This window comes from Gilliamella sp. X-60 (assembly GCF_057063585.1).
In genome coordinates this window covers 12,732-26,544 of sequence record NZ_JBXSQJ010000024.1, presented here as the reverse complement: position 1 = coordinate 26,544, position 13,813 = coordinate 12,732, and the positions used below count along the sequence as shown (strand labels likewise).

Annotated in this window: 6 protein-coding genes, 1 other RNA gene and 1 pseudogene; 6 read left to right on the top strand and 2 right to left on the bottom strand. The window is 34.6% G+C overall.

Annotated elements, in window-relative coordinates:
- Positions 1-11: 11 nt before the first annotated feature.
- Positions 12-107, bottom strand: a pseudogene (locus ACYIAM_RS11185) (IS5/IS1182 family transposase); the annotation flags it as partial.
- 334 nt (positions 108-441) lie between these two features.
- Between ACYIAM_RS11185 and mprF the strand changes: the two are divergent.
- Positions 442-3,045: a bifunctional lysylphosphatidylglycerol flippase/synthetase MprF gene (gene mprF, locus ACYIAM_RS11180; protein WP_483748316.1), complete on the top strand. Its 2,604-nt coding sequence runs from the start codon at positions 442-444 to the stop codon at positions 3,043-3,045.
- A 1-nt stretch (position 3,046) separates the two neighbouring features.
- Complete coding sequence (locus ACYIAM_RS11175) at positions 3,047-4,327, top strand: virulence factor family protein (protein WP_483748315.1); 1,281 nt, start codon at positions 3,047-3,049, stop codon at positions 4,325-4,327.
- Positions 4,328-4,411: 84 nt separating this feature from the next.
- Here ACYIAM_RS11175 and ACYIAM_RS11170 read toward each other — a convergent pair whose 3' ends face one another.
- Positions 4,412-5,308 (bottom strand): DMT family transporter, encoded by an 897-nt coding sequence (locus tag ACYIAM_RS11170; protein ID WP_483748314.1) that lies wholly within the window; start codon positions 5,306-5,308, stop codon positions 4,412-4,414.
- A 1,531-nt stretch (positions 5,309-6,839) separates the two neighbouring features.
- On the opposite strand from ACYIAM_RS11170, the gene ssrA reads away from it, so the two are divergent.
- The 4 genes from ssrA to ACYIAM_RS11150 all read left to right on the top strand — a co-directional run bounded on the left by ssrA (position 6,840) and on the right by ACYIAM_RS11150 (position 13,674).
- Positions 6,840-7,204: a transfer-messenger RNA gene (ssrA, locus tag ACYIAM_RS11165) on the top strand.
- A 476-nt stretch (positions 7,205-7,680) separates the two neighbouring features.
- Positions 7,681-10,785, top strand: a complete 3,105-nt coding sequence (locus tag ACYIAM_RS11160) for a type I restriction endonuclease subunit R (protein WP_483748313.1) — start codon at positions 7,681-7,683, stop codon at positions 10,783-10,785.
- The gene (locus ACYIAM_RS11155; protein ID WP_483748312.1) at positions 10,779-12,431 is read left to right on the top strand and encodes an HsdM family class I SAM-dependent methyltransferase; all 1,653 of its coding nucleotides are present in this window, start codon (positions 10,779-10,781) and stop codon (positions 12,429-12,431) included. Before ACYIAM_RS11160 ends, ACYIAM_RS11155 begins: the two co-directional genes overlap by 7 nt.
- The gene (locus ACYIAM_RS11150) at positions 12,424-13,674 is read left to right on the top strand and encodes a restriction endonuclease subunit S (RefSeq protein WP_483748311.1); all 1,251 of its coding nucleotides are present in this window, start codon (positions 12,424-12,426) and stop codon (positions 13,672-13,674) included. Before ACYIAM_RS11155 ends, ACYIAM_RS11150 begins: the two co-directional genes overlap by 8 nt.
- The last annotated feature ends 139 nt before the right edge of the window (positions 13,675-13,813 follow it).

The following is a 13,813-nucleotide window of genomic DNA, read 5'->3' as shown; positions in this document are numbered from 1 at the left end:
TCATACAAACGCTATACTACAACGCTGCTAGCATAGTTTATTGCCAACTTATCATATCGTGTAACACTTGCATGGTAATGTTTTATTTTTGCAAATACATTTTCAACAAAAAGATCTAATTTCATAAATTAAAAATTAAGTCAATACCATTATAATATAAAATACTGTTTTTTAACAGAAGATTTTCAATAAAATGATTATCTATCACATGTAAAAAAGCATATTCCTACCGCCTAAACATAATATTAGCAAGTTAAATGCGCTTTCTATGGTAACTTAATCTTATATGGCTAAAATAAATACACCGCCGTTAATAGTAAAATTTCAGTAATTAATGTTTTTTTATTGTTTCTTTATTTTCTTTCGATTGTTTTCAGTAGATTGGAAAGGTAGAATGCGCAGATCTCAGGCATCATGAAAGCAAATTTTGGAGTTCACCTAGTGAAAACATTAGTACGCAAGGTTTTGCCATGGCAGTTCATTGAACGCTTCACTCGATACCGCCAACGTCTAGCTTTATTACTAGGGCTATCTATCTTTTTTATTGCATTAATGATTTGTTGGAATCTATTAAAAGAAATTAATCTGAGAGATTTAAAACAAGCCTTTCGAGATCTTCCAATTAACGCAATTTTATTTTCTTGCTTATCGGCTGTTGGTAGTTATTTTATGTTGATTTGTTATGAATGGTCAGCAGCCCGTTATGCGGGAGTCAAATTAAAAGCATCAATGTTAATTCTTGGCGCAATTTGTGCCTCTGCAATTGGTAATGCTATAGGTTTGTCTGTTTTATCTGGGGGAGCTGTGCGATGCCGCCTTTATTTTAAACAAGGCTTAACCGCCATAGATGTGGCCAGAATGTCACTTTTTGTGACGTTATCATTAGGTTGTTCATTACCTTTATTTGCAACAATTGCCGCATTAATCCACACACAACAAACAATGCTAGCGCTTCATATGTCAAAAAATGGCATATGGTTAACCGCAATATCGATATTTTGTGTTTATGCCTTAGTTTTTGTTTTTTTGTATCGACATCAATTACCCGAAAAACCCAATAAAGACACAAGGCTATTTCAACTATTCCGCTGGACAATTCGCTTACCAAGCATCCGCTTAGCAATCTGTCAGCTTATTATCACGTTATTTGATGCTATTTTAGCTGGTGCTATTCTCTACTTTTTATTACCAACACAGCCTAATTTCATCACTTTTATTATGGTTTACATTTTAGCTTTAGTTGCTGGCGTACTAAGCCATGTCCCTGGAGGGGTAGGTGTTTTTGAAGCAATTATGTTAGCGGCATTATCATCAGAAATTGGTGCTGCACCATTAACCGTTGCGCTTGTTATTTATCGAACTATTTATATTTTAATCCCACTTATTCCCGCAGGGATCTTATTACTGGTTAATGAAGGCAAGCACTATTTAACTGCACCACAGGTAAAACAGACCGAAACAGGTATTGCTGCGTTGGTCATGGCCTCTACCGTGTTTTTCGCAGGTGTTGTCATGATGTTTTCAAGCGTATTACCCGGTTTTAATCATGACTTAGTTAACACATTGATTCCCAAAAAAGTGATCAACATTGCCCATTTAATTGCGAGTTTAATCGGTATTTTATGTTTATTGCTCGCAATGGGATTACGTCGTCGGCTCTTTTCGGCTTGGTGGGGTGCGGTCATATTATTAATAATAGGAAGTGTGCTTTCCTTATTACGGGGATTACATTGGATCGAAGCTACCATATTATTAAGCATTGCCCTCTTATTAATCAATTTTAGGCACTCTTTTTATCGAAAAAGCCGCTTGATGATCATTCCTTTTTCTTTTAAATTTTTTGCCATCTGTTTTGGTATGATCGCACTGTTTGTATGGGTGATTTTATTTATCTACCAAGATATACCTTATAGTCATGCTTTATGGTGGCAATTTGAATTAGACAGCAAAGTGCCACGAGCATTACGTGCCGCCTTGGGCAGCTTTATTTTATTAAGTTGTGTGATGCTATTTTGGATTTTTCGCCCAGCATTACCTATTTTAACTAAACCCAACAAAGCACAGCTTAGCAAGGCTTACCAAATTATGCTAGATTCCAAACAGCCTGAAGGCGGGCTTGCTATGACTGGAGATAAGTCATTACTGTTTAATGAGGCCGAAACCTCATTTATTATGTACGCAAGGCGTGGGCGAAGTATGATTGCACTTTATGACCCCATTGGCGATAATGCTGATCGTGCTGATTTAATTTGGGCTTTTCGTGATCTTTGTGATCAACATAATCTTCGCCCTGTTTTTTATCAAGTCAAAGCAGCAAATTTACCTTTTTATATGGATATTGGTTTACGTACCGTTAAATTAGGTGAAGAAGCCTTAGTCAATTTAAAAATATTTGATTTGGCGTCAAAAGATTATAAAGATCTTCGCTATACTTGGAACCGAGGGCAACGTGATGGACTTTCGCTAAAGTTTTATCCACCAGGAGCAGCACCGATCGATGAATTAAAAGCCGTCTCTGATGCATGGCTAAAAAACAAACATTCGAAAGAAAAAGGGTTCTCATTAGGATCGTTTTCTAAACAATATTTGGATAATTTCACCATCGCGGCCATTACCTATGAAGATCGCATTATTGCTTTTGTCAATCTGTTAGAAACCAAGCAACACCATTCAGCGAGTATTGATTTAATGCGAGTGGTGCAAGATATACCTAAATTAACCATGGAATTTTTAATGGTTGGATTAATTTTACATTATCAAGAAAAAGGATATAAATATTTTAGCCTAGGCATGGTACCCCTTGCTGGCATGCAAAGGCGCCGAGGTGCTCCCATGATTCAAAGACTAGGTGCATTAGTTTTTCGCCGTGGTGGGCGTTTTTATAATTTCCAAGGCCTACGTCGCTTTAAAGAAAAGTTTGCAACGCATTGGGAACCCCGTTATATGGCAGTGCCTGCTGGACTGGATCCTTTAGTTGCACTCATTGACACAACCATGCTTATTTCAGGCGGCATAACGGGTCTAAAAAAGAATAAGAATCCATAATATGAAAAAAATCATACGTTGTATTTTATTTTTAATTATCATGCTCCTCATAACCTTGCTGGGCTTGGTTGGTTGGTATCTGATAAAAAACCAAAGCAGTGCATCAGTAAACGTCATCACTATCAACAATGATCTGTCTATTATATCGGCAAGTCCTAAACAAACTGCTGAAGCAGCAGCTGTTATAGTGGCCACCAAAGATAATCATTTTACAGAACAACAACTATTAAATTTATCAGAAAAAACGGGCGCAAAACTGGTTCAGTTTGAATTAAAGCCACAGGCAAGCTGTGCCGAACAAAAAAATCGGTTTAAACAAGCCGTAAAAGTGTTAGACGAGTCTAATTTTGCTGTCGCAGGTATGCAAGAAGGAGCTGCTTTTGCATACCGTTGGTTAGCCGAACAACAAAGTGATGATGCTAAAGCACTATCAATTGAATTCACACTCGATCATAAAGATTGTGATGCTGCGCTACCAACACAAGCAAACCACGGGGCATGGCAAGTAATTTGGAATAATCCTCCCGAAGAAGAAGTGGCTGTATTTCCTCGTGAGCAAAAAAAAATCGCTGTTACAACGGCAATTGGAGAATATCAGGCTTCGCCAGTGGAACTACTGAGTATACACCTTGCGTCGATTTTATTTGGCAAACATGAACAGCTACCTGTTATTGAATTACCCGCAACTAGCAAAGAAGTTCACCCTAATATGGTTACGCTTTATTATTCGGGTGATGGTGGCTGGCGTGATTTAGATAAGGTATCAGCCGAGTATATGGCTTCGCACGGTTATTCGGTAGTGGGGGTTGATGCATTAAAACTATTTTGGCAACATCGTTCTGTTGAACGTAGTGCAAAAGATCTTGCTTACTTAATGCAACAATATCGTGAAAAATGGGGAACAACCCGTTTTGTGCTTGCCGGGTATTCATTTGGCGGAGATATCTTACCTGCACTTTACAATCGTTTATCAAGCGCAGATCAAAATAGCGTTCAAGCCATTGTGATGATCGCATTTTCAAAAAATGCTAATTTTGAAATTGAAATCAGTGGTTGGCTTGGTCAATCGGGTAACGAAATGAAAACAGCTCCAGAAGTCAATAGCATTCCTGCCAGCAAACTATTTTGTATTTATGGTGAAGAAGAAATAAATGATACTGGATGCTTACAACCAGAAATGAAAGGAGAAACATTTAAATTACCCGGTGGACACCATTTCGATGAAAATTATGAACATTTGGGTAAAATTATCATGGATGCCATTGATAAAAGAATGCAATAATTCGATTCATAATACCAAAATGTTTTAAAAAATGATTAAACAGGCGCTAATGCGCCTGTTCATATTCAATTTAGCAAAAACGGCTTATTTTCTTTTTACGCTGATTTTGCCTTCTGATAATAACACGCCACAAAGCGTAAACAATGTCCCAATAGCGGCAATCCAAGTAAACGGCTCATGCAAAATCACAACGGCAGCGATAATAGTAAGAATCGGAACCAAATATAAATAAATACTAATCTTAACTGCTCCTACTAATTTAACGGCATAATTCCAAGATGCAAAACAAATGGCCGAAGCGCCAACACCTAAAAACAAAATATTGAGTAGATTTACAGGATCGGTAAAACGAGACAATTGCCATTCAAAATCGAAGAAAGGCAATACAGGAAGCATCAACATCAAACCATAAAAAAAGAATCTTCTTGTTAATAAAATTGTATTGTAACCATAATTACTACTCTTTTTTACTAAAATTGAATAACAAGCCCAAAACAAACAAGCTAACATAGTTAGCAGATCACCAAGGGGATTGAGCGAAAGAACAAACTTGCCATTAAAGCTAATGATCCCAACACCAACAACGGCAAATAAACAACCAATATAAAAACGCTTCGGCGGCGTTTCGATCTTTAAAAAGAATATCGATAATATCGCAGTAAATATTGGTGCTAAAGTAGTAATAACCCCAACGTTAGACGCTGTTGTATAGGTTAATGCAATATTTTCGCACAAAAAATAACAAGTAACACCACACAGCCCAGCACACAAAAACATAACCTCTTTTTTAAAACCCTGCCATGCAAAAAAACGTGGTGCTAAGATCCAAAGAGTTAGATAACCAAGTCCAAATCGAAAAAACAAGATCTCAACCGGTTTAAAATCAATTAATAATATCTTAGTTGCGATAAATGTTGTTCCCCAAAGAAACACTGTCATTAATGCAATTAAGTGTCCTTGTGTCCTGTTTGAAAATAACATAATAATTCTCTCTGCTCACATAACGATTTCGCAACCCAAGCACAGCTTATTGCCTAAGCTATTATTAAAAATAATGATACTCAAAATAGTTTTAAACAATTTTTTGAAAAGGCTTGATAACGAATAAAAAGGCGCTATTTAAATAACCAAAATTTTAGCAATACTATCTTTCTGCCTATATAAGCGCAAATTATTTCTAGCAAAAATAATAAAAAAACTAGCGCCAACTGTTAATAATAAATAAAGGATTTAATAAATTACTTTAGAGGGGAAAATATAAGACAAAAAAAATCCACTCGAAGATTCGAGTGGAAGGCAAAAAATGAAAAACGTAATCTGTTAATATAGACAGATTAAACGGCAAAAAGTTCAATTTAATTTCATATATTTTTTAACTTTTAACCAAATAACAATTAATACATTGATTTTAAATAATAATTATTTTCAAAAATATTTAAAAATAGTTATAAATATTATAAAACTTGCTCATTCACCTTCATCAAAATACAAAATAATTAGCGTGTTATATACCTAATTTGTAAAAAATGTGGTTATGCCACATCACCATAAAAATCCCTATACTTTCGATTTGCCCATTCACTTGTTGGCTGGTGGGTTTTATGAATGTTTGATTGATACCATGGTTATTACACGATCTAATAAATACTGCAAAGTCGCAATGGATCACGAAACGGTATAGAATCCTGAATATTTTTTACAAAAAAATATAACCTGAAAAGCAAATATCACATATTCACTAAAGTCTCTATCGCTTTCAGCTTGCCCATTCATTTATTGGCTGGTGGGTTTTATGAATGTTTGATTAATACCATGGTTATTACACGATCTAATAAATACTGCAAAGTCTCAATGGTTCACGAAACGGTATAGAATCCTGAATATTTTTTACAAAAAAATATAACCTGAAAAGCAAACCTCACATCTTCACTAAAGCACCTATCGCTTTTCGGATTGCCCATTCATTTGTTGGCTGGCGGGTTTTATGAATGTTTGATTGATACCATGGTTATTACACAATTTAATAAATAGAGACTGAAAATTCTCAAATAACCATGAAACGGTATAGAATCCTGAATATTTTTTACAAAAAATTTAGCCTGAAATCAGACTTTTTTAGCGTGTTATATATGGTCAAACGACTGAAACATTGTGGCGGTTATTTTTCTTTATGATATAAACGCTATATCGCTTGTCTGTGATTTGACGTTAGTTTTGTTTTTTATATCTATTTATAACTTATAACATTCGTTTCTCAAATTACAGTAAATAACGCGATTAATTCCGAAACCTAATTTAACTGTTACAAACTTTATTTTTATACTGAAACACATAGTTACCTGAAACTTTTTTACAAAATTAAAATTGGTAAATTTTGATTAAATAGCAAGCCTAAAACGATCGCGATATACTCCGCTCAAAAATCGGGCTAACTCAGATCTTGCCTAACTTGTATTCCATCTTGAATTCACCTATAATGCCCTGATATTGTGCTTAGGTACAATTCACAATTGGGGCTGATTCTGGATTCGACGGGATTTGCGAAACCCAAGGTGCATGCCGAGGTGCGGTAGGCCTCGTAAATAAACCGCAAAAAAATAGTCGCAAACGACGAAAACTACGCACTAGCAGCTTAATAACCTGTATAGAGCCTTCTCTCCCTAGCCTCCGCTCGTAGGACGGGGATCAAGAGGAGTCAAACCCAAACGAGATCGTGTGGAAGCCTTGCTTGGGGCGGAAGCATTAAATTTAATCAAGCTAGTTTATCAGTGGCGTGTTTGTTCGCAGCGGGTAGATGAAATTCAAAAACAAACTACGCATGTAGTACCGAGGATGTAGAGATTTCGGACGCGGGTTCAACTCCCGCCAGCTCCACCACTTCAATATTTTGTAAGATTTTTTAAAACCCACTAAAGCCCCCCAGAAATAACAAGCGTTAGAGACAGTTTTATCACTCTGTAAGTATTAACAAGATACATTTACAACCAAAATTTTAGGTATATGCTTAGTTATACAGGTAGTATATAACTAAAAAATCGTATAACGACCTCATTGACAGATACTCAACTCAACCCAAAACAGCCAAACCCTAGGGTAAAGATTATTCATTGACGACAATAACGGATTATATTTAATGATTGAAGACTTGAACTTATAAATCTCCTCTAGAGCATATAACTATATCTAATTTTTAAGATATTCTTCTAAAGAAATTCAAAAAAGAAATTTTAGTATTTAGTCACTGTAACTTGAAAATAATATAATATTTTTTAATTGAATTCTGCAAGTTACCAAATTTTGTTATAATTACAGCTAAAAATCTCCTTCTCAAGTAACCAACGTTGGTAAAGATAATGAAATTTAATGAAGATACTCGCGTAAAAATTCCTGTTATTCTGCATTTAGTCCGTTTAGACTATCAATATCTATCACTCAAAACCCAGCAATGGGATAAAAATACCAACATATTTCCAGTTCAATTTCATGAAGCCATGACTCGAATTAATCCTGAGCTAACTCAGGATGATATTAATCGTCTGTTGCAAGATATTAGCCTGAGCCTTGATAATGAAGACCTTGGTAAAGCTTTTTATGAAATGTTAATCAATCGTTCAGGTATCAAGTTAATTGATTTTGAAAATTTTAATAATAATAGCTTTCATGTTGTGACAGAGTTGACCTATCAAAACGAAGATGAAGAGTTTCGTCCAGATATTACCTTATTGATTAATGGATTACCGCTTATTTTCATTGAAGTAAAAAAACCGAACAATCGGAAAGGGATGCAAGATGAGTATAATCGCATCAATAGACGTTTTCAAAATAAAAAATTTAGGCGTTTTATTAATATAACTCAGTTTATGATTTTTTCTAATAATATGGAATATGATGAAAACGCATTGCAGCCAATTGATGGCGCATTTTATGCTAGCCCATCTTACCATAAACTGAGTTTTAACTATTTCCGAGAAGAAGAAGATTTAAACTTTACAACGTTACTTAAACCATTAAATGAAGAACAAGAGCTGGTCATCTTAAAAGATAACAACTTGGAAGTTATTCGTGCCAGTTCGGAATTTGATATTAATAAAGACCCCAATCGACCAACTAATCGAATTTGTACGTCCCTAGTAAGTCGGCAACGCTTAGCTTTCATCTTACAATATGCTTTAGCTTATGTTTCTGAGCGTGATGGTTTGCAAAAACATATCATGCGTTATCCGCAGATCTTTGCTACTAAAGCTATTGAAGAGCGACTTAATAGCAATATTAAAAAGGGTATTATTTGGCACACTCAAGGTAGTGGAAAAACCGCATTAACCTATTATAATGTCCGATTTTTAACCGATTATTTCCAAAAAAAGCAAATTATTCCTAAGTTCTATTTTATTGTGGATCGGATTGATTTGCTGGAACAAGCTCAACGCGAATTTACTAACCGAGGATTAGTCGTCCATATTATTAATTCTCGAGAGCAGTTTAGCCAAGAAATTAAAAATCAAAAAGTGATTCATAATCATAGTGGCCGTCCTGAAATTACGGTAGTTAATATTCAGAAATTTAAAGACGATCCTGATGTTATTTTAAATAACGATTATAACCTTTCGATTCAGCGTATTTATTTTCTAGATGAAGTCCATCGCAGCTACAAACCCACGGGTAGTTTTTTAGCCAATCTTACTGAGTCTGATCGAGATGCCATTCATATTGGTCTAACCGGAACACCACTGTTAGGCGACAATAACTCACGTCGTTTATTTGGTAATTATATTCATAAATACTATTACAACGCCTCTATTTCTGATGGTTATACATTACGTTTAATTCGTGAAGATATTGCAACACGTTATAAACATTCGTTACAAAAAGCGATTGATGAAATTGAAGTTAAGCAAGGTGAAATTAACCGTTCTTTAGTGTATGCCGATCCCCATTTTGTCGAGCCAATGCTTGATTACATTATTACTGACTTTGAAACCAGTCGTCATGCCTATAATGACGCATCAATTGGCGGTATGGTAATTTGTGATAGTGCCGAACAAGCAAAGCAAATGTTTGCGATTTTTAATGAAAAATACACGGGGCAATCAAGACAAGCACCACTCAAGGCGGCCAATGAAAGTATTTATTCCGTTTTAAAAATCGCAGAACCGAACAGCCATTATGAGACTAAAAAATGGCAAAATTGTCGGGTGAATTCTGCTGCACTAATTTTACATGATGTTGGAACCAAAGAAGATCGTAAAATATTGGTAGAAGAATTTAAAGCAGGAAATATTGATTTTCTATTTGTTTACAATATGTTACTTACTGGTTTTGATGCCAAACGGCTTAAAAAGCTCTATCTTGGACGTATTATTCGCCAACATAACTTGCTACAGGCACTCACACGAGTTAACCGACCTTATAAAGATTTTCGTTATGGCTATGTTGTCGATTTTGCGGATATACGTAAAGAGTTCGATGCAACAAATCGCGCTTATTTTAATGAGCTACAAGAGGAGTTGGGTGATGAAATTGAGCATTATTCACACTTATTTAAGTCGTCTGAAGAAATTGCAGCAGAAATCGAGCATATCAAAGATGTATTATTCCGTTTTGATTGTGAAAATGCAGAAATTTTTAGTGATCAAATCAATCAAATTGATGATAAAAAAACGTTAAATATATTAAAAAGAGCGTTAGAGGATGCCAGAAGCCTTTATAATATTATTCGTTTACAACAAGATTATGCTTTTTTAACTCACCTTGATTTTGAAAAGCTCAATCATCTTTATCGAATGACGGTCGATAGGTTAACTACTTTAAATTATAAAGAAAGCATTGAACAAGGCCGTGATGATCTCAACTTAATCAATATCGCCCTAGAAGATATTATTTTTGAATTTATCAAAGTCGGGGAAGAAGAACTAGTACTTGCCGATGAATTTAAAGAAACACTTCGTAAAGTGCGCGAAGCATTAAGTAACAATTTTGACCAAGAAGATCCCAAATTTATCACGCTCAAAGAAGAGTTAGAAAGACTGTTCAAAAAGAAAAATTTACGTGAAATCACACAAGAAGAGATGAAACAAAATATACCAGTATTAAATCATATTTATCAGCGTATTAAAGAGCTAAACCGTCAAAATGAACTACTTAGGAAAAAGTATCAAGGTGATCGAAAGTACACCCGATTACATAAACGTTTGTTAGAAAATCATCAAACTCAAGCATCGGAACGCAATATTTATGAAGCACTATTCGGTGTTAAACAAAATACGGATGATTTAGTTTTGCGTAACTTGCAAATATTGGATAACGAAAGTTATTTTAAACGAATGGTTATGCCAAATATTATTGAACATTTTGTGGAACGCCAAAATATCAATCTTAGCATTAACGCATCAGACTATCTCAATCAATTGATTGTAAATGAATATTTAAAAGAATTTAATTATGGAGCCTATTCGTGGTAATAGAAACTAAGTTACAAACTAATACCCTAAAACTTATTGACGATTTAAAAAGCGTTTGTGCTAACTATGGGTTAGGCAACGATGGCAATGAATTTAAAATCATTACTCAAGCATTTTTATACAAATTTTTAAATGATCAATTTATTGCTGAGGCTAAAAAGAAAGATAAAAATCTTGCTAAAGTCAAAGATGCTGAAGAGTTTTATAAGTGTATATCAGCAATGAGTGAAGATGATTTCGCACAATTAGAGCGAAAAATGGATGGAAATATTGCTAAATTGAAGCCAATTCATTTTATCCGTTTTTTGTTTCAGCGACAAAATGAAGGTGACTTTGCTAAATTAGTTGATGATACCTTGATTGATATAGCAACATTGAATAATGATATTTTTGCAATCAAAACGGAAGGGGAAGCCAAGGTCGTTCTTTTTGATCGCATTAGCCAATTTATTGCCGATCCCGCAAAGCGGGATGAATTTTGTCGAGCCATTATTAATAAGCTGGTGAACTTTCAATTTAGTTTTGAAGGTAGCTTTGCAAAAGGCTATGATTTTTATGCCACAATCTTTGAATACCTCATTAAAGATTACAATAGTAACAGCGGGGGGAAATATGCTGAATACTATACACCACATGCAGTAGCACGCATTATGGCAGCAATTTTGGTGCCCAAAGAACAACATAAAGTATTAAGAAATATTAGCTGCTACGACCCTGCGGCAGGCTCTGGGACACTATTAATGAATCTTGCTCATGCGATTGGTGAAGATCGCTGTGCTATTTACACGCAGGATATTTCGCAAAAATCATCTAATCTTTTACGCCTTAACTTAATTTTAAATAGTTTGGTTCTTTCTATTTCTAATGTGATTCAGGGCAATACATTACTACATCCCTATCATAAAGAAGGCAATCGATTAAAACGATTTGACTATATCGTCTCTAATCCTCCGTTTAAACTCGATTTTAGCGATTTTAGAGAACAGTTGGATTGTGATGAAAATCGACAACGTTTTTTTGCTGGAATTCCAAAAATTAAAGCAAAAGACAAAAGTAAGATGGAAATTTATCAGCTTTTTTTACAGCATATTATTTTTTCGCTTAAGCCAGCAGGAAAAGCGGCTGTTGTTGTACCAACTGGATTTATTACCGCACAATCTGGTATTGATAAAGCGATCCGTCAGTATTTGGTCGAAAATAAAATGCTAGCAGGTGTCGTGTCAATGCCCAGTAATATTTTTGCAACAACAGGAACGAACGTTTCAATTTTATTTATCGATGGCGCTAATAAAAGTGATGTTGTTCTAGTTGATGCCTCCAATTTAGGTGAAAAGATTAAAGATGGGAAGAATCAAAAAACCATTTTAACAACAGCTGAAGAACAACAAATTATTGAGATTTTTAACCAAAAACAAATAAAAGATGATTTTTCGGTAGTAGTGAGCTATGAAGAGATTGCTAATAAGAACTACTCATTAAGTGCTGGACAATATTTTGATGTCAAAATTGAATATGTCGACATTACCCCAGAAGAGTTTGCTGCAAAAATGAAGAAGTTTAGTGATAATTTGGAAAGCTTATTTAGTCAATCTCGCCAGTTAGAAGATGAGATTAAAAATCAGTTGGTGAAGGTGAAGTATGAGTAAAAACGAATTAAGACAATTGGGTACTATAGCTATCTTTAACCCTCCAGAAAGGGTATCTAAAGGAGATAGATTAAAAAAAGTTCCTATGGAATATTTAACGGCATGGCAAAAAAAAATTACAGGATTTATTCTTAGTGAGTACAAATCAGGTAGTAAATTCAGAAATGGGGATGTTCTATTAGCAAAAATAACACCATGTCTTGAAAATGGAAAAACAGCTTATGTAAATATTTTGAATAAAAATGAAATAGGTTTTGGTTCAACAGAATTTATTGTTTTAAGGGCTACCGAAGATCTTGATAGTCATTATTTATATTATCTGACAATAAGTCCTACTTTTAGAAAAAAAGCAATTAGTTGTATGGAGGGGACTTCAGGTCGTAAACGAGTAAATGAAAACGCTTTAAAGCGTTATGAAGTTTTGATACCCGCTAAAATAGAGCAAGAAAAAATTTCTAATTTTTTGAACTTATTAGACAAAAAAATCGAGCTCAACAATCAAATCAACGCTGAACTTGAGTCAATGGCTAAAACACTATATGACTATTGGTTTGTACAGTTTGACTTCCCCGATGAAAATGGTAAACCCTACAAATCTTCGGGTGGAAAGATGATTTATAATGCGGTGCTTAAGCGTGAAATTCCTGAGGGGTGGAATAATGGTTCATTAGATAACATTGGCCAAATAGTCGGAGGAAGTACACCTGATACAAGTGAAGAGAAAAATTTTTGTAAACATGGTATTCCATGGATTACTCCAAACGACTTATCAAATAACCGAGGCAATAAGTTTATATCAAGAGGAAGCAAAGATATATCAAATTTGGGGATGAAATCAGCCTCTCTAAAAAAATATCCGGCAGGAACTGTTTTATTAAGTTCAAGAGCCCCCATAGGATATATGGCTTTATCTAGAAATGAAATAACTACAAATCAAGGTTTTAAATCTTTTATTCCAAATAAAGGATATTCCTCGGGGTTTATTTATTACACTGTATTAAATTCATTAAAGGCTATTATACAATCATCATCCGGCTCGACTTTTAAAGAAATTTCAGCCTCAGTATTAAAAACTATAAAAATAGCGCTTCCACCTGAAAAATTAGCATTATTATTTTCCAATAAACTTGCTAATTTATTGGAAAAACAAGATATTCTAGAACAAGAAAATCAGAACCTCACAGAACTCAGAGATTTTCTTCTTCCGATGTTGATGAATGGACAAGTAACCATAAAAGATTGATTCACCCTATTAAGCCGTTTTTATGACGGCTTTATTCGTTATTTTGCACTAAGTTTATTTTGTGCTCTTCAGGCTGTCATCAAAATAGTTATACGGTTAGTTGTAGACACCCCATAAAACAGCATAGTTTTAAAACTGC

Excerpts from the sequence above, each read along its gene's own strand:
- ACYIAM_RS11160 (WP_483748313.1), top strand. The coding sequence starts at position 7,681 with ATGAAATTTAATGAAGATACTCGCGTAAAAATTCCTGTTATTCTGCAT.
- ACYIAM_RS11150 (WP_483748311.1), top strand. The coding sequence starts at position 12,424 with ATGAGTAAAAACGAATTAAGACAATTGGGTACTATAGCTATCTTTAAC.
- ACYIAM_RS11175 (WP_483748315.1), top strand. The coding sequence starts at position 3,047 with ATGAAAAAAATCATACGTTGTATTTTATTTTTAATTATCATGCTCCTC.
- ACYIAM_RS11170 (WP_483748314.1), bottom strand. The coding sequence starts at position 5,308 with ATGTTATTTTCAAACAGGACACAAGGACACTTAATTGCATTAATGACA.